The sequence below is a fragment of the Janthinobacterium sp. FW305-129 genome, assembly GCF_020858115.1.
Classification (GTDB): domain Bacteria; phylum Pseudomonadota; class Gammaproteobacteria; order Burkholderiales; family Burkholderiaceae_D; genus Janthinobacterium.
Genome location: NZ_JACYMM010000009.1, coordinates 140,775 through 157,022, shown reverse-complemented (window position 1 = coordinate 157,022; position 16,248 = coordinate 140,775). Strand labels below are relative to the sequence as shown.

Here is a 16,248-nt window from a genome sequence, read left to right as displayed (position 1 = left end):
AATCTGTATTCTATTTGAATGGTCAGACTCGCCAAATTCAACGAAAACAACTTTATCGACAGCGCGATCGCCGTCGCCGCCCAGTGCGGCGTGGCCGCCGTGTCGATGGCCGCCATCGCCGTCAAGGCCGGCGCGCCCATCGGTTCCGTGTATCACCGCTTCGATTCGCGCAATGCGATTCTGGCGCGCGCCTGGCTGCGCGTGAAGAGCGACTTCCGCGAGGAGGTAGCCAGCCGCTGGCTCGGCGGCGACACCTGGGCTGGCGTGCACGGCCTGCTGGACTGGTGCCGGCGCAAGCCCGTGTATGCGCGCTTCCTGCTGCAATGCGAGGACAGCCCCGATTTCTGCAGTGGCCTTGGCGAGGAATTGCTGGCCGCCGTGGAAGAGGAACAGGCGGCGCTCGACGCCTGCTTTGCCCGCTGCGCCGAAGCCATGCCTGCCACCAAGGAGCTTGATCTCGATCACATGCTGCTCAAATTCGTGCTGATCGACGCGCCCGTGGCCGTCGTCAAGCCTTACCTGACCCAGGAGCGGCCGATACCGGCCAGCGTCGACGCCATGCTGCGCGCCTCGCACGACGCCGTGCGCGGCTGGGCGACCCAAACCATCACACACTGACAAAGAAAAGAATCCCCATGCGCTATTCCACCCAGCTTGAACACGGCAAGAAAATCCCCCTGCACGACGAAGAAGGTTTCATCGGCATGCGCGCGGCCGGCCGCATCGCCGCCGATACGCTCGACTACATCGCGCCTTTCGTAAAACCGGGCGTGTCGACGGCCAAACTCGACGCCCTGTGCGAAGAATTCATGCGCGCCGCCGGCGCCATTCCCGGCACCATCGACTACCACGGCTACAAGCACGCCAGCTGCATCTCCGTCAATCACGTGGTCACGCACGGCATTCCGTCGGAAACGAAAATCCTGAAAGTGGGCGACATTCTCAACATCGACGTGACGCCGAAGTTCCAGGGCTGGTTCGGCGACACCAGCCGCACCTTCAAGGTGGGCGCCGTGTCCATCCTGGCCAACCGCCTCGTCAACACGGCGTATGACGCCATGATGGCCGGCATCCACACCGTGCGTCCGGGCGCGACCCTGGGCGACGTGGGCGCCGCCATCGAAGCGGTGGCCAAGTCGCAGGGCTTTTCTTCCGTGCGCGACTTCTGCGGCCATGGCGTGGGCCAGGTCTTCCACGACACGCCGCAAGTGCTGCACTATGGCCGCGCCGGCACGGGCATCGTGCTCGAACCAGGCATGATTTTCACGATCGAGCCGATGCTCAACGTGGGCAGCTACCAGGTCAAGGTCTTGCCAGACAAATGGACGACGGTGACGAAAGACCGTTCGCTGTCGGCGCAGTTCGAGCACTCGCTGGCCGTGACGGAAACGGGTTTTGAAATCTTCACCCTGACCGGTTCGACCGAGCCGCTGGTCTGAGCATGGATGCGGCCAGTGCCAGCTTGACGCAGCGCCTGCTGAACAAATACCGGCGCGACCCGGAAGACGCGCTGCAGCATGTGGCGCTGGCCGTGCTGCAGCAGGAAGGCATCCGCGACGACAGCGTGCTGCGTTCTGAACGCATCGCGGCCCTAGCGCCGCCCGTCGCCGGCGTGGTGCGGCTGGCCGAGTGGCTGGCCTATGTGGACTGGGAAGGCTTCGACAGCGCCCTGTACGCGAATGTCGACGCGGTGGCGGCGCTGATTGCCGGTGAATTGCTGTTGCCCGAGGTGGCCGCCAACCTGCTGCAAACGCGCGATGCAGCCGTGTTTGAAGCGCAGCGTCCCGCGCTGGCCGCTGCGGCCCTGCTGTTCATCGAGCGCCACACTACGCAGTTTCCCTGACGGCTGGCGCTTTGCCGCCGGCGGGCGCGCGTCTTACAATGGCGGCAAGCACTGTTGCCCCATTTTGAAGACTTCCGCATGAGCGATTTTCCCGAAGATATCTACACCGAGCCGTCCGCCGACGTGCACACCCTGAACAACCTGGGCCCCCTGACGGGCATGGCCGGCATCTGGACGGGCACGCGCGGCCTGGACGTCAAGCCGAAAGCGGATGGCCCGCGCAAGCAGGCCTTCGTCGAGCGCATCGAACTGCAGCCGATCGACCCCGTCACCAACGGCCCGCAGCTGTTCTACGGCTTGCGCTACTACATCCACATCACCAAGCCGGACCAGGTCAAAACCTACCATGAACAGGTGGGCTACTGGCTGTGGGAGCCGGCCACGGGCGCCGTGATCCAGACCCTGGCCATCCCGCGCGGCCAGATCGCCATGGCCTCGGGCACGACGACGGCGGACGCCACCAGTTTTGAACTGGTGGCCAAGCGCGATTCGACGGCCTACGGCATCTGCTCGAACCCTTTCCTCGAACACGCGTTCACCACCGTCGAATACCGCATCAAGGTCGATATCCATGCCGACGGCACCTGGGGCTACGACGAAGACACGGTCATGTTGATCCGCGGCAAGGACGAACCGTTCCACCACACGGACCGCAACCTGCTGACGAAAATTGGCGAACCGACGCCGAACCCGATGGCCCTGCAGGCGCTGGCGGCAGCCGCCGCTTAAGGCTGTCCCTGGGCCACGGCCTTGATCGCGCGCTCCTCGCCCATGGCGGCGGCGATCTTCCAGCGCTGCATGGCGCTGGCGCGGTCGGGGCGTTTTAATCCAGCGCCTTCCCAGTCCATCAGGCCCAGGTTGTAGATGTCGCCCGCGCTGCCTTTGTCGGCGGCCAGGGTGAACCATTTGCGCGCTTCCTTGTGGTTGACGGGAATCTGGTAGCCGCGCACGTGGTACAGGCCCAGTAGATGCATGGCTTGCGCATTGCCCTTGTTCGCCGCCTGTTTCAGCAGATCCAGGCCGCGCGCCATGTTGCGCGGCTCCTGCCAGCCTTCGGCCAGCATCACACCCTTCGCCGTCAAGGCATAACTGTCGTTCTTCACCAGGCCCTTGCCGACCAGGGGCTTGGCGGCTACCTGGCGCGCTTCGCGCTGCCGCGCCGTCGGCGCGACGGCGGGGCCGCTCTGGCCTTCGCCCATCAGCAGCATCCAGCCATATAGTCCATACGCGCCCGCGTCGCCCTTGCCGACCAGGTTTTCCAGCATGGCCAGCGCCTGCGCCTTGTCGCCATTTTCGTACAGCTTGACGGCCTTGGCGGCACTTGCGTCCTGCGGCACGGCGGCCGGCGCATGGGGGGCGACGGGTGCCGAGGCCATGGCCGCCTGCTGCGGCGGCGCAGCGGGACGCACGCGCACGGGCAAGCCATAGCTGGTGGCCAGCACGGCTAGGCTGGCTGGTGCGAGGATCAGCACTTGCGCCAGCTGGTTGCGGCGGCCCTTGCCGGCGATGCCCATGGCCCGTGCGGCTTGCTGCTCGCCGCCCAGCGCTTCACTGAGCACGTTTTTTACCTTGCGGTTGAACAGCCAGTAGCCGGCGCCCGTGACGAGCAAGCCGGCGACGGCGGCGGCCCCGCGCCCGGCGAAGAACCAGGTGGCGATGGCGGCAGCCAGCGCGGCCAGCGCGCTTTTCCACCAGAATTGCTTGGCCAGCCGCGTGTAGACCTGGCGCAGGGCACCGAGCACGCAGGTGCGCACGTTCTGCGCATACTCGGCCGAGACGACATCGACGTGCGCATGGTCCGCGTCGCCGCTGAGGACCGATTCGATCACGTCCGCATTCAGTTCCGATGCGGCCACGTCGCGCAGCGGCGTTAATAGCCCCTGCACGTGGGCCGAGAACAGGCCGTCATCCAAGCTGCCGGCCAGCGCGTCGCTGAGCGCCTTGAGGTCGCCACGCAGCAGTTTTTCCACGATGTCGTCCAGGGTCAGCCAGCGCAAGTCCGTGCCGTACGCCACCAGGTGGTGCTTTTCCGCGTTGCACGATGCATCCAGCCGCACGATGCGCAGCTTGGCCGCATACAGGGCGTCGACTTCCTGCGGCTGGTCTTCATTGTAAATGCTCACTTTCGCCAGGGCCAGGCTGCTGGCAATGGCGGCCAGTGAGTGCACGCTCTCCTTGTCGCGGATGCGGCGCGCGTCGTCGGGCGCCTGCTTGGGCAGGCTGACGCTGTAGCCGGGCGCCACGTGCACGTCGACCCAGGCCGCCTTGCCCACCTTGCCGGAACCGTCGCACGGGTTGCAGCGCAAGTCGCCCACGCCGCTGCAGGTGCGGCACGTGATCTTGCCGCTGGCGCGGCAGGTGCCGCAATTGATGTTGCCGGAACCGTGGCAAGTGTTGCAGCTGACCTTGCCGTAGCTGCAATGGTAGCAAGAGCGGTATTCGGTGCGGTACTGGGGCCGCGTTTCGCTGTGGTAGCTGGTGTGCGAGCTGCCGTTGCTGTAGGTGGTAGTGGGCACTTGCACCGTGATGTAGTCGGTGACTTGCTCGGACACCGTGCCGCTGCCGCTGCAATACGAGCATGACACCTTGCCGCTGCCGTAGCAGCCATAGGCGTCGCAGCTGACGGTGCGCCCGCCGTGGCAGTTCCAGCACGTTTCCGTCGTCGCGCCGTGGCAGGTGTGGCAGCCGATGCGGCCTTTTCCGGAACAGGGGCTGCAGGTATCGAGGTGCCAGTACTTGACGGCGTGCGGCAGGTAGACGCCCGCTTCGACGCCGTTGTAGGCCTGGCCCGGCTGGCGCAAGGCATTGTCGAGCTTGGCCGCCGCGCGGCGCAGCCGCTCCTTCTCCTGCGCGTGAGCGAGTGCTCCCACCTCGTGGGAGCCACAGCGGCAGTCATTTCCCGTCGGCGCAAAATAGCCATTGATGACGCGCTGCTCGAAGCGCGCCTCGAGCGCGTAATTGGCTTGCAGGGAAAAATCCTGCAGCACGTCTTCCTCGCCCAGCGGCGTGATGTCATGCGGCTCGAAGCGCGTCTTGTCCTGCACCAGCGTGCGCAGCTTGCCCAATACGGTGGGAACTTCCTCCTTGCCGAGCGTGAGGGGCGCTGGCGCCGTCACGGCCGTCTCTGTCACCTGCGGCGCATCCTCGCTGCCTGGGGTTTCATGGGCCGTCTCGGTGCTGGGGTTCATGCGCATCCTTTTGCTCTCTGGAAAGATGTTTGAATTTTAGCATCCCAATATGACAAAGCATGACAAAGCGGACCCGCTTTTTCAGCGCAGGCCGCGGCGGAACTGGTCCGGCGTGCCGCCGCTCTGGCGGCGGAACATGGCGATGAAAGCGGAGGCCGTGCTGTAGCCCAGTTCCAGCGCGATCGCCTGCACGGTTTCTCCCCGTTCCAGCATCGGCAGGGCGGCCAGGAAGCGCTGGCGCTGGCGCCATTCGCCGAACGGCATGCCCAGTTCGCGCTGGCAGCGCCGGGCCAGCGTGCGCTCGGTAACATGCAATTGCGCGGCCCACTCGGACAGTGAGCGGTTACTTCCAGGCTCCGCCTGCAGGGCGGCCAGCAAGGCCGCTATGACGGGCTCGTCGCTGCCGGGCAAATAGTTGCGGCTGCACGGCGCCAGCTGCAACTGGTCGACCAGCACCTGCGCCAGGCGCTGGTCGGCTGCGCTGGCGGGCGTGGTGACGTTTCTTTCGGCGAAGTCGGCCAGGATGGCTTTCAGCAGAGGGCTCAGCACCAGCGCGCACGGCTGCGCCGGCAACTGCGCGCACAGGCTGGCATCGATGTAGGCCGAGTGAAACACGACATCCTGGCGGATATAGCCGTCATGCAAAGTTTCCGGCGGTATCCACACGGCGTACTGGGGCGGCGACAGATAGCGCTGACCCGCCACCATGATTTCCATCACGCCCGTGGAGCAATACGTGAGCTGGCCCCACGGATGGCTCTGGTAATCGAACTGCTGATGCGCGTGATAATCGTCGAGGCGAAAGTACACGGGATAGGGCAGGGCGTCGGAAACGGCGGGGAAATGCTGGTTGCTGGCCATGGTGTCTTTGTCCTGTTCTTCGCATCGATTGTCCGGTTTTCATTATATCCATGGAATCAGACCATGCGAAAATGGCAGTCATTGAATCGTGGAGTACTTGCATGAAAGCCAAGCATTATCTGTTTCCCGTGATCGCCGTGCTGATCTGGGCCATCAATACCATCGTCAGCAAGATGGCTGTCGGCGTGATCGATCCGGCCGCCATCTCGTTCTACCGCTGGCTGCTGGCCGGCGTGCTGCTGGCGCTCGTGTTTGCCCGCCCCGTGTGGAAGCAGCGGGTCGTGGTGAAACCGTATCTGGGGAAACTGTTTGTGCTGGGCATGTTGGGCATGGTCATGTACCAATGCCTCGCCTACATCGCCGCGCAAACGACGACGGCCACCAACATGGGCATTCTGGCATCGATGATGCCGCTGCTGGCCGTGGGCCTGTCCGTGCTGGTGTTGAAGGAGGCGCCCACCGTGGGCGGCGTGTTCGGCGGCCTCGTGTCACTGCTGGGACTCGGTTACCTGCTCAGCCATGGCGACCCGGCCGCGCTGCTCGCCCATGGCGCGGCCGTGGGTGACGCGCTGATGCTGCTGGCGTGTTTGTCGTATGCAGGCTATGGCGTGCTGCTCAAGCGCTGGAAGATTCCCCTGAATAACTGGCATTCGCTGCTCATCCAGGTCTGGTGCGCCGTGCCCGTGCTGTTCGTGTATTACCTGAGCCAGTCGGCGCCGCCCGTCACCGGCGCCGGCTTGCCGCTGGTGCTGTTTGCCGGCATCCCCGCCTCCATCATAGCGCCGTTTTTGTGGATGCACGGCCTGGCCAAGCTGGGCCCCAGCCGCGCCACCACCCTGATGAATCTGCTGCCCGTATTTACCGTCATCATCGCCATGCTGTTCCTCGGTGAAACCTTGCACAGCTATGACGTGATCGGCGGCGGCGTGACCCTGCTGGGCGTGGTGATGGTGCAATATCTGAAGCGCCCCCTGCGCCGTCGCGCCAGTGCCTAGTTTTTTTGCTATGCTGGTGCTTTGAACAAGGAGCCATCATGCCGGACATTGATACCCTGTTGAGCGAACTCGAAGCCTTCGGCAACACCAATGATGCGGCGCACGCGGAACGCGCCAGCCGCATGCTCAACATCACGCGCGACACGGGCGAGCTGTTGGCCGTGCTCGTGCACGCGCGCGGCGCGCGCCGGGTGCTGGAAATCGGCACCTCGAACGGCTATTCCACCCTGTGGCTGGCGCGCGCGGCGCAGGCGCTGGGCGGCAGCGTGGTGACGGTGGAAAAGGCGCAGGACAAATTCGACATGGCGCACGCCAACTTTGCGCGTGCGCAATTGCAAGGCGTGATCGGGCAGCTGCTGGCGGACGCGGGCGACGTGCTGCGCGATGCGGCGGACGGCGCCTACGATTTCATCTTCCTCGATTCGGCGCGCCAGCAGTATGAACAATGGTGGCCGCAGCTGGACCGCGCGCTGGCGGCGGGCGGCGTGCTGGTGGTCGACAACGCCAGTTCGCACTACGCGGACATGGCGCAGTTCCTTGACGCCATCCGCGCCGACAGCCGCTACACGGCCTGCCTGGCGACCGTCGGCAAGGGCGAATTCATCGCCGTCAAGTCCGGCAACTGATTACTCGGCGACGATAGCCGCTTCCAGCACGCGCACCAGCGATTCGACGCCTTGCGCATCGACCTCGTCGAAGCGGCTGATCAAGGGGCTGTCGAGGTCGAACACGCCGATGATGTGATCCTGCGCAAACACGGGCACCACCAGTTCCGAACGGGAATTGACGTCGCAGGCGATGTGGCCGGGAAACGCGTGCACGTCCTGCACGACGATGGACTTGCCTTCGACCACGGTGGTGCCGCACACGCCGCGTCCTTTCTTGATGCGGATGCAGGCCGGCTTGCCCTGGAACGGTCCCAGCACCAGTTCCTCGCCTTTCAGAAAGTAGAAACCGGCCCAGTTCAGGCCCGGCATGGTATTGAAGACCAGCGAACTGAAATTGGCCGTATTGGCGATGAAGTCGGTTTCGCCCGACAGCAAGCCTTGCAATTGCGAGCGCAGGTCCGCATACATGGCTTGCTTGGCGGCGGGGGTATCGGTGCCGTAGGCGGCGTCGCTGATAGTAAACGTCATGGTCGTGGTGGCGCGCAAAATGGGGAAGGCCTTATGGTAGCGCGTCTGGCGCATCCGCGTGCGGCCCTCACTTTTGCAGGTGTTCCTGCGCCAGCCGGCGCAGCAGGGGCAGGGCCGCATGGCCGTGTTCTTCCCGCCAGGCCAGGCCGATGCCGGCCGCCAGTTCTTCTCCTTCCAGCAAGGGCCGGTAAGCCACGCCAGCCAGGCGCAGCGCGCGGAACGAGTCGGCCAGCAGCGCCATGCCCTTGCCGGCCGCCACGTCGCCGAGCAGCACGTGGTGGTCCACGGCTTCGCGCAGGAAGGCGGGCGCGAAGCCATGGCGGCGAAATACCTGCTGGCAATGGTCGAAGAAGGCGGGCTGGCGCGCCCGTTCGAACCAGTAAATCGGTTCTGCCGCGATGTCGCTCAGACTGAGCTTGCGCTTCTTCGCCAGCCGGTGCCCGGCGGGCAGGGCCAGCATCATGGGCTGGCGCGCCAGCGGCTGCACGGCCAGTTCGAACGTGGCGCTGGGCAGCGCAAGCAGGGCCGCGTCGAGCTGGCCCTTGCGTACGCTGGCCACCAGGCGCGGCGACGGCGCCGCCGTCAATTCCAGCCGAATATTGCCCAGTTGTCCTTCCAGCGCCGCCAGCATGGGGCGGAACAGGCCCGCCTCCACAGAACTGGTCAGGCCCAGGCGCAGGCGCGCCGGGGCGGCATCGCTCTGCAGCGACGTTTGCGCCGCATCCAGCAAATCGAGGATGTGCAGCGCCTGCGGCAGCAGGGTGCGGCCCGCCTGCGTCAAAGCGACGCCCTGCGTGTCGCGCTCGAACAGGCGCGCGCCCAGCCGGTCTTCCAGCAGCCGGATGGCGCGCGACAGGGGCGGCTGGGTCATGTGCAATTGCTCGGCCGCCTGGCGGAAATTCAGGCAGCGGGCGACGGCGCAAAACAGGGTCAATGCATGGGTATCGAGGGCTCTCATACTAGAAAGGTATCACGAAATTGCGCATTCCCCCACCGGCCAGTGCGGCCTAGACTGGCCGCATTGACACTTGAGGGAGATCAACATGCAACTGCAACAACGACGCATCGGCCATAGCGGCTTGAACAGCTCGGCACTGGGCCTGGGCTGCATGGGCATGTCGGAATTCTATGGCGCCACGGACGAGGCGCAATCGATGGCCACGCTGGAAGCGGCCCTGGCGGCGGGCGTGACCATGTTCGACACGGCCGACGCCTACGGCTTCGGCCACAACGAGCAATTGCTGGGACGTTTTTTGCAAGGCCATCGCGGCCAGGCGCTGGTCGCCACCAAGTGCGGCCTGGCGCGCGAGGCGGGCAGTTATGCGCGCCGCGTCGATAACTCCCCCGCCTACATCCGCCAGGCGTGCGAGGCGTCGCTGGCGCGCCTGGGCGTGGACGCCATCGACCTGTTTTATCTGCACCGCCTGAACCTGGACACGCCGCTGGAAGACTCGATGGGGGCGCTGGCGCAGCTGCGGCAAGAAGGAAAAATTCGCGCCGTGGGCCTGTGCGAAGTGAGCGCCGCCACCTTGCGGCGCGCGGCGGCCATCTGCCCCGTGGCGGCCGTGCAGAGCGAATACTCGCTGTGGACGCGCGAGCCGGAGCAGGGCGTGCTGGCCGCCTGCCGCGACGTGGGCGCCAGTTTCTTTGCCTACAGCCCGCTGGGGCGCGGTTTCCTGACGGGCGCCATCGCCGATGCGGCCAGTCTCGACGCGGGAGATTTCCGCCACTTCAATCCCCGTTTTGCCGCTGGCAACCTGGCGCGCAACCAGGCCATCGTCGCGCTGGTCCGTGACCTGGCGCGCGCGAAAGGCTGCACGCCGGCCCAGCTGGCGCTGGCCTGGCTGCTGGCGCAAGGCGACGACATCATCCCCATTCCCGGCACCAAGCGCATTGCCTATCTGCACGACAACCTGGGCGCGCTGGCCGTGCGGCTGGACGGGGCGGAGCTGGCGGCGATGAACGCGGCCTTTCCCCTGGGCATGGCGGCGGGCGCGCGTTATACGGAGGAAGGCATGAAGGGCGTGGATGCCTGAAAAAAGACGCGCGAGTGTACGCCAGCGTACCTAACTGATGTTTTCCCTGCGGGATAATCGCCGGCGATCTGCTAGCATTTGGCAGGTTGCACGGTATTCAACGGTCAGGTATCCGATGAGGTGGATGTTGTTAGATGATGATATTTTCGATATAGAACTGAAATTGTTGCTTGAAGGAATATTGCTGCGCTATCAGCACGATTTCCGCGATTATTCGGTGGCGTCCCTGCGCCGGCGCATGCGCCAGGCCATGGAGCGCTTCGGCTGCGCCAGCCTGTCGCAATTGCAGGACCGCATCTTGCACGAGCCGGCCATGTTCGCGCAGATGCTGCAATTCTTTACGGTGCAAGTGAGCGAGATGTTCCGCGATCCCGCGTATTTCCGTGCCTTGCGCGAAAAAGTCGTGCCCATGCTGCATACCTATCCCTCGATCAAGATCTGGGTAGCCGGCTGCAGCAGCGGCGAAGAAGTCTGGTCGCTGGCCATCTTGCTGGACGAGGAAGGCTTGCTCGAACGCAGCATGATTTATGCGACCGATATCAACGTGGAAGCGCTGGCCGCCGCCGAAGCGGGCATCTATCCCATCGAGCGCATCGCCCAGTTCAGCGAGAATTACCAGTTGGCGGGCGGCAAGCGCTCGCTGTCCGACTATTACACGGCCGCCTACAAGGGCGCCATCTTTGACCGGCGCTTGCGGCGCCAGTTCGTCTTCGCCGACCACAGCCTGGCGACGGACAGCGTGTTTTCGGAGGTGCACATGGTTTCCTGCCGTAACGTGATGATTTACTTCAATAAAGACTTGCAGGACCGCAGCCTGGGCCTGTTCCACGAAGCGCTGGTAAACCGGGGCTTCCTGGGCCTGGGCATGAAGGAAAGTCTGCATTTCAGCCGCCACGCTGCCAGCTTCAACGAGCTGAGCCCGGCTGAGCGCATCTTCCAGCGTGCCTGACATGCTGCCGACCTGCGACGTGGCGCCGCCGCCACCTGGCCTGCGCCTGATCGCCATCGGCGCTTCGGCCGGCGGCGTGGAAGCGCTGGGCATCGTGCTGCGTGCCTTGCCCGCCACCTGCCGTGCCACCGTGGTGGTGGTGCTGCACCTGGCGCCGGGCCGCTCGAGCCAGTTGCCGCACCTGTATGCGGAACGTTGCCAGCTGCCTTTGCGCGAAGCGCAGGACAAGGAACCGCTGCAAGCGGGCACCGTGTATTTCGCGCCGCCCGATTACCACCTGCAAGTCGAGCCCGATGGCTGTTTTTCCTTGTCGCAGGAAGAGCCCGTGTATTTTTCGCGTCCATCCATCGATGTCCTGCTGGAAACGGCAGCGTACGCCTACCGGCGCGCCATGCTGGCCATCATCCTGACGGGCGCCTCGGCCGATGGCGCGGCGGGCCTGGCGCGCGTGCGGCAGCTGGGCGGCAGTGCCTGGGTGCAAGACCCGCAGCGGGCCAGTTGCGGCATCATGCCGGCCGCCGCGCTCAAGCGGGCCGGCGCCGACCGCGTGCTCGATTTGCCGCAAATGGCAGCCAGCCTGGCCTTGCTGGACAACGCGGGGGACAAGTGAATGGGAGTGGAGCAGTGCGTGTAATATATGCAAAAACTGAAGCAATATTTATATCCATATCGAAATATTATGGCATCTTGCCGTGACGATGCCTGAAGACTACTCCGTGACCGCACCTATCCATATCCTCGTCGTTGACGACATCGCGCAAAACCTGGTCGCCGCCGAAGCCGTGCTGGCGCGGCCCGGCATTGTCATCCTGAAAGCCAGCTCGGGCGCGCAAGCGCTGGAATTGCTGTTGACGCATGAAGTGGCACTGGCCCTGATCGACGTGCAAATGCCGCAGATGGATGGTTTTGAATTGGCCGAACTGATACGCGGCAGCGAGCGCACGCGCAGCATTCCCTTGATTTTTCTCACGGCCGCGTCGCGCGAACCGAGCTACAGTTTCCGTGGCTACGAGGCGGGCGCCGTCGATTTCCTGTACAAGCCCATCGACGTGAAAGCCTTGCAAAGCAAGGTGGCGGTGCTGGTGCAGCTATACCAGCAAAAGCGTGAATTGTCGGCCCAGCTCGACGAGCTCAAGCATGCGCTGCACCTGAATGAACTGTTCACGGCCGTGCTGGGCCACGACTTGCGCACGCCCCTGTCGGTGGTCATGAACGGCGCCATGCTGTTGCCGATGATGAGCGACCACCCGAAGGTGATCGTCACGGCGCAGCGCATCGAAAGCAGCGCCAAGCGCATGGCGCGCATGGTCGACCAGTTGCTGGACCTGGCGCGCATCCGTTCCGGCACGATGGAGTTGCGCAGCAGTACGCACGACTATCTGGCGCTGGCGCGCGCCATCGTCGAGGAATTCGAGACGGCCGGCCAGGCCCCGCTTATCGAGCTCAGCAGCGTGGGCGAGCTGCACGGGCAATGCGATGCGGGCTTGCTGTCGCAAGTCATCTCTAACCTCCTCAGCAATGCCCTCACGCATGGCGAGCCGGGCACGCCCGTGCAACTGGCCCTCGACGGACGGGACGCCTGCAGTATTGAATTGCGCGTCGCCAATCGTGGCGTGATTCCCGCCGCCTTGCTGCCGACCCTGTTCGAACCGTTCCAGCAGGCGAGCGAGAAGCGCCGGACGGGGCAGGGCCTGGGACTGGGCCTGTACACGGTGAACATGTTCGTCCAGGCCCACGGCGGCACGGTCGAGCTCAGTTCGACGGCCGCGCAGGGCACGCTGGCGACGGTGCGCATCCCGCGCCAGTGCCAGGTGCGCGTGCAAGCGGAACTGCCCACATGAGCGCGCCAGCCTGGCCGCGCGGCGGCGGCAGCATGGGCGAACTGGTGCGCCAGCGCGACTGGTCCGCCACCAGCCTGGGCGCCGTCGATGGCTGGCCCGCCCATTTGCGCGCCAGCGTCGACATCGTGCTCAATTCGCCGATGGCGATGGTGCTGATGTGGGGCCCGCAGCACGTCATGATTTACAACGACGACTACATCCAGATCGCAGGCGAGCGCCATCCGGCGGCGCTGGGCGGCACGGTGCCGGCCGTCTGGCCGGAAATCTGGGACTGGAACGCGCGCATCCTCGAAGCGGGATTGCGCGGCGAGACGCAGGTGCACCGCGAATGCTGTTTGCCGCTGTTGCGCGACGGACAGCGCACGGACGTCTGTTTCGACCTGTTTTACGCGCCCGTGCATGGCGCCGATGGCCAGGTCGATGGCGTGCTGTGCACGGCGCTGGAGTTGACGGCGCGCATGGAGGAGGGGCGCCAGCTGAAACTGGCCACGGCCGAGTTGGGCAAACTCAACGCCAACTTGCAGATGGAGAGCGAGGCCGTGCGCGCGGCCAACCGCCGCCTGGGCGAGGAGCGGGCGCTGCTGCGCGCCCTGTTCCAGCAGGCACCGAGCTTCATGGCCCTGCTGCGCGGGCCGCGGCACGTGTTTGAATTGGCGAATGAACATTATCTGCGCCTGGTGGGCCACCGCGATCTGCTGGGCAGGTCCGTCGAAGAGGCCTTGCCCGAAGTCAAGGCACAGGGATTCATCGAACTGCTCGACCAGGTCTACCGAACGGGCGTGCCCTTCGAAGGGCGCCAGGTCAAAGTGGATTTGCAGACGGCGGATGGGCAAACGGGACAGCGCCAGATCGACTTCGTGTACCAGCCCATCAAGGATGACGAGGGCACGGTGACGGGCATCCTCGTCGAAGGCATCGACGTCACCGAACGCATGGAAAGCGAGGAGCGCTTGCGCCTGGCCCAGCAGGCGGGCGGCATCGGCACCTTCGAATGGTTCCCCGAGACGGGCGCGATGGTGGTCTCGCCCACCTTCCGCCGCCTGTGGGGCATTGCCGACGAGGTGGAAGTCACGGAGCGCCTGCTGGTGAGCCTGGTTGACGAACGGGACTTGACGAAGGTTGGCCCCAGCAAGCTTGATCTGGCGCCCAATCCGCTGGAATACGTGGAGTACCGCATCCGCCGTCCCGCCGATGGCGCGCTGCGCTGGATCGCGCGCCAGGGCGAGGTGTTCGCCGGACGCGTGCCGGGCCAGCGCCGCTATGTGGGCGTGTCGTTCGACGTGACGGAACGGCGCCAGATCGAGGATGAACTCAACGCCAGCCAGGAGCGCATGGCGGCCATTTTCGGCCAGGCTTCGGTGGGCTTGTCGGAACTGGGCCTCGATGGCCGTTTCCAGCGGGTCAACGGTGCCCTGTGCTGCATGCTGGGCCGTTCCGCCGAAGAGTTGCTGAGCCTGAACATGAACGACATCATGCATCCGGCGGACGTGCCCGGCAACGGCGTGCTGTTCCGGCGCCTGGTGGAAACGGGCGAGTCGTTCTCGCTGGAAAAGCGCTACCTGAAGCCCGACGGCTCGCAAGTGTGGGTGTCGAGCAATGTCAGTCGCCTCGTCGATGAGCAGGGTCATACGCGTTCCCTGATCGCCGTCAAGACGGACATCACGGAGCGGCGCCGCGTGGAAAAGGCGCTGCATGAATTGAACGAAACGCTCGAGCACCGGGTCGAACAGGAAGTGAGCGAGCGCACCAAGGCCGAAGACGCCTTGCGCCAGGCGCAAAAGATGGAAGCCGTGGGCCAGCTGACGGGCGGCATCGCGCACGATTTTAATAATGTGCTGCAAATCATTTCCGGCAATTTGCATTTGCTGCAGCACCTGGCGGGCACGGATGGCCTCATGCGCCAGCGCCTGGACACGGCGATTGCCGCCGTCGAGCGGGGCGCCAAGCTGTCGTCGCACCTGCTGGCGTTTGCGCGGCGTCAACCGCTCAAACCCGTGGTGGCCGACCTGGCGCGCGTGGTGCGCAACATGGATGCGCTGCTGCGGCGCGCCCTGGGCGAAGCGATCGACATCGTGCTGGTGGGCGGCGGCGGGCTGTGGAATACCCTGGTCGACCGCAGCCAGATCGAGAACGTCATCCTGAACCTGGCCATCAATGCGCGCGACGCCATGGATGGCGTGGGCAAGCTGACCATCGAGCTGGGCAACGTCGTGCTCGACGAACAGTATGTGCACAATCTGGTCGACGTGCCGGCGGGCCAGTACGTGATGCTATCGGTGACGGACACGGGGCGCGGCATGAGCGGCCCCGTGCTGCAGCGCGCGTTCGAACCGTTCTTCACCACCAAACCGGAAGGGGCGGGCACGGGCCTGGGCTTGTCGATGGCGTATGGCTTTGTCACGCAAAGCCGCGGCCATATCCGCATCTACAGTGAACCTGGCGTGGGCACGGGAGTCAAAATCTATCTGCCCCGTTCCCTGATGGCCGAAGCGGACGAGGAACTGGAATTGAGCGGCGTCGTCACGGGCGGCACGGAAACCGTGCTGGTGGTGGAAGACGATGTGGGCGTGCGCACCACCGTGGTCGACATGCTGGGGGCGCTCGGCTATACGGTGCTCAAGGCCGAGGATGGCGAAAGCGCGCTGGCCGTGCTGCACAGCGGCGCGCAGATCGACTTGCTGTTTACGGACGTGATCATGCCCGGCCCCGTCAGCAGCACGGAGATGGCGCGCCAGGCGCGCGAGTTGCAGCCCGACATTGCCGTGCTGTTTACGTCCGGCTATGCGCAGGATGTCATCGTGCACGAAGGACGGCTGGACGCGGGCGTGGAATTGCTCAGCAAGCCATACCGGCGCGAAGAGCTGGCGCGCAAGCTGCGCCATGTGCTGGCCAACCGCCAGCAGCAAATGCGTGCGCGCCAGTTTGAACGGTCCGGTGCGCCCGTGGCTGGCACGCTGGCGACCGGCAGCGCGGCGGCCAGCGTGCGGGGAAGCGGCACGCCGGGACTGGACTTGACGGGCCATGCGCCGGAACCGCAGGGGGACATGCCGACATCGATGAAGATACTCGTGGTGGAAGACAATCTCGATTCCCAGCTGATGGTGTGCGAACTGGTGGGCATGCTGGGCCACACGGTCAGCGGCGTGTCCGATGGCGAGGCGGCGTGGGAATTGCTTAATGAGCAAGAATTCGATATCCTGTTTACCGATGTCAGCCTGCCCGGCATGTCCGGCATCGCGCTGGCACGCATGGTGCTGCGCGAAAAACCGGACATGCGCATCATCTTTTCCACCGGCTATGGCAAGGAATCGATGGACGAGCTGGGCTTTTCCGCCAGTGTCTTGCGCAAGCCCTATGACTTGACGGAGTTGCAAGCGGCACTCGACCAACCCTGACGGG

Annotated in this window: 15 protein-coding genes; 11 read left to right on the top strand and 4 right to left on the bottom strand. The window is 64.9% G+C overall.

Annotated elements, in window-relative coordinates; genetic code table 11:
- Window positions 1–18: 18 nt before the first annotated feature.
- From IGS61_RS19235 to IGS61_RS19220, 4 genes are all read left to right on the top strand, one after another.
- On the top strand, window positions 19–618 hold the full coding sequence (locus tag IGS61_RS19235; protein ID WP_230541141.1) for a TetR/AcrR family transcriptional regulator: 600 nt from the start codon (window positions 19–21) through the stop codon (window positions 616–618).
- Window positions 619–635: 17 nt separating this feature from the next.
- Window positions 636–1,439, top strand: coding sequence for a type I methionyl aminopeptidase (gene map, locus IGS61_RS19230; RefSeq protein WP_230541140.1), 804 nt, complete (start codon window positions 636–638; stop codon window positions 1,437–1,439).
- 2 nt (window positions 1,440–1,441) lie between these two features.
- A complete protein-coding gene (locus IGS61_RS19225) occupies window positions 1,442–1,843 on the top strand; it encodes a hypothetical protein (protein WP_230541139.1) in 402 nt (133 codons plus the stop codon).
- 78 nt (window positions 1,844–1,921) lie between these two features.
- On the top strand, window positions 1,922–2,572 hold the full coding sequence (locus IGS61_RS19220; protein WP_230541138.1) for an FABP family protein: 651 nt from the start codon (window positions 1,922–1,924) through the stop codon (window positions 2,570–2,572).
- On the opposite strand, the gene IGS61_RS19215 is transcribed toward IGS61_RS19220, so the two are convergent.
- Together IGS61_RS19215 and IGS61_RS19210 are read right to left on the bottom strand one after the other, a co-directional pair.
- On the bottom strand, window positions 2,569–5,031 hold the full coding sequence (locus IGS61_RS19215) for a tetratricopeptide repeat protein (protein ID WP_230541137.1): 2,463 nt from the start codon (window positions 5,029–5,031) through the stop codon (window positions 2,569–2,571). The genes IGS61_RS19220 and IGS61_RS19215 overlap by 4 nt on opposite strands.
- 81 nt (window positions 5,032–5,112) lie before the next feature.
- Window positions 5,113–5,892: an AraC family transcriptional regulator gene (locus tag IGS61_RS19210; protein ID WP_230541136.1), complete on the bottom strand. Its 780-nt coding sequence runs from the start codon at window positions 5,890–5,892 to the stop codon at window positions 5,113–5,115.
- 101 nt (window positions 5,893–5,993) lie between these two features.
- On the opposite strand from IGS61_RS19210, the gene IGS61_RS19205 reads away from it, so the two are divergent.
- Together IGS61_RS19205 and IGS61_RS19200 are read left to right on the top strand one after the other, a co-directional pair.
- Entirely contained in the window at window positions 5,994–6,887 is an 894-nt protein-coding gene (locus tag IGS61_RS19205; protein WP_230541135.1) for a DMT family transporter, read from the top strand.
- A 38-nt stretch (window positions 6,888–6,925) separates the two neighbouring features.
- The gene (locus IGS61_RS19200) at window positions 6,926–7,513 is read left to right on the top strand and encodes an O-methyltransferase (RefSeq protein ID WP_230541134.1); all 588 of its coding nucleotides are present in this window, start codon (window positions 6,926–6,928) and stop codon (window positions 7,511–7,513) included.
- On the opposite strand, the gene IGS61_RS19195 is transcribed toward IGS61_RS19200, so the two are convergent.
- The gene (locus IGS61_RS19195) at window positions 7,514–8,023 is read right to left on the bottom strand and encodes a GAF domain-containing protein (protein ID WP_329958074.1); all 510 of its coding nucleotides are present in this window, start codon (window positions 8,021–8,023) and stop codon (window positions 7,514–7,516) included.
- Between the two features lie 67 nt (window positions 8,024–8,090).
- Window positions 8,091–8,981: a LysR family transcriptional regulator gene (locus IGS61_RS19190; RefSeq protein ID WP_230541133.1), complete on the bottom strand. Its 891-nt coding sequence runs from the start codon at window positions 8,979–8,981 to the stop codon at window positions 8,091–8,093.
- An 85-nt stretch (window positions 8,982–9,066) separates the two neighbouring features.
- Between IGS61_RS19190 and IGS61_RS19185 the strand changes: the two genes are divergently transcribed.
- The 5 genes from IGS61_RS19185 to IGS61_RS19165 all read left to right on the top strand — a co-directional run bounded on the left by IGS61_RS19185 (window position 9,067) and on the right by IGS61_RS19165 (window position 16,244).
- Window positions 9,067–10,059 carry an aldo/keto reductase gene (locus IGS61_RS19185; protein WP_230541132.1) on the top strand — a complete coding sequence of 331 codons (993 nt, stop codon included), beginning with the start codon at window positions 9,067–9,069 and terminating at the stop codon, window positions 10,057–10,059.
- 124 nt (window positions 10,060–10,183) lie between these two features.
- Window positions 10,184–11,008, top strand: coding sequence for a CheR family methyltransferase (locus tag IGS61_RS19180; protein WP_230541131.1), 825 nt, complete (start codon window positions 10,184–10,186; stop codon window positions 11,006–11,008).
- A gap of 1 nt (window position 11,009) precedes the next feature.
- Complete coding sequence (locus IGS61_RS19175; RefSeq protein WP_230541130.1) at window positions 11,010–11,618, top strand: chemotaxis protein CheB; 609 nt, start codon at window positions 11,010–11,012, stop codon at window positions 11,616–11,618.
- A 106-nt stretch (window positions 11,619–11,724) separates the two neighbouring features.
- Complete coding sequence (locus IGS61_RS19170; RefSeq protein WP_230541129.1) at window positions 11,725–12,849, top strand: hybrid sensor histidine kinase/response regulator; 1,125 nt, start codon at window positions 11,725–11,727, stop codon at window positions 12,847–12,849.
- Window positions 12,846–16,244, top strand: coding sequence for a hybrid sensor histidine kinase/response regulator (locus tag IGS61_RS19165; protein WP_230541128.1), 3,399 nt, complete (start codon window positions 12,846–12,848; stop codon window positions 16,242–16,244). Before IGS61_RS19170 ends, IGS61_RS19165 begins: the two co-directional genes overlap by 4 nt.
- Window positions 16,245–16,248 lie beyond the last annotated feature (4 nt).

What these genes read in the sequence shown, in the direction of transcription:
- IGS61_RS19235 (WP_230541141.1), top strand. Translation starts at nt 19, where the DNA reads ATGGTCAGACTCGCCAAATTCAACGAAAACAACTTTATCGACAGCGCG.
- map (WP_230541140.1), top strand. Translation starts at nt 636, where the DNA reads ATGCGCTATTCCACCCAGCTTGAACACGGCAAGAAAATCCCCCTGCAC.
- IGS61_RS19225 (WP_230541139.1), top strand. Translation starts at nt 1,442, where the DNA reads ATGGATGCGGCCAGTGCCAGCTTGACGCAGCGCCTGCTGAACAAATAC.
- IGS61_RS19220 (WP_230541138.1), top strand. Translation starts at nt 1,922, where the DNA reads ATGAGCGATTTTCCCGAAGATATCTACACCGAGCCGTCCGCCGACGTG.
- IGS61_RS19215 (WP_230541137.1), bottom strand. Translation starts at nt 5,031, where the DNA reads ATGAACCCCAGCACCGAGACGGCCCATGAAACCCCAGGCAGCGAGGAT.
- IGS61_RS19210 (WP_230541136.1), bottom strand. Translation starts at nt 5,892, where the DNA reads ATGGCCAGCAACCAGCATTTCCCCGCCGTTTCCGACGCCCTGCCCTAT.
- IGS61_RS19205 (WP_230541135.1), top strand. Translation starts at nt 5,994, where the DNA reads ATGAAAGCCAAGCATTATCTGTTTCCCGTGATCGCCGTGCTGATCTGG.
- IGS61_RS19200 (WP_230541134.1), top strand. Translation starts at nt 6,926, where the DNA reads ATGCCGGACATTGATACCCTGTTGAGCGAACTCGAAGCCTTCGGCAAC.
- IGS61_RS19195 (WP_329958074.1), bottom strand. Translation starts at nt 8,023, where the DNA reads ATGACGTTTACTATCAGCGACGCCGCCTACGGCACCGATACCCCCGCC.
- IGS61_RS19190 (WP_230541133.1), bottom strand. Translation starts at nt 8,981, where the DNA reads ATGAGAGCCCTCGATACCCATGCATTGACCCTGTTTTGCGCCGTCGCC.
- IGS61_RS19185 (WP_230541132.1), top strand. Translation starts at nt 9,067, where the DNA reads ATGCAACTGCAACAACGACGCATCGGCCATAGCGGCTTGAACAGCTCG.
- IGS61_RS19180 (WP_230541131.1), top strand. Translation starts at nt 10,184, where the DNA reads ATGTTGTTAGATGATGATATTTTCGATATAGAACTGAAATTGTTGCTT.
- IGS61_RS19175 (WP_230541130.1), top strand. Translation starts at nt 11,010, where the DNA reads ATGCTGCCGACCTGCGACGTGGCGCCGCCGCCACCTGGCCTGCGCCTG.
- IGS61_RS19165 (WP_230541128.1), top strand. Translation starts at nt 12,846, where the DNA reads ATGAGCGCGCCAGCCTGGCCGCGCGGCGGCGGCAGCATGGGCGAACTG.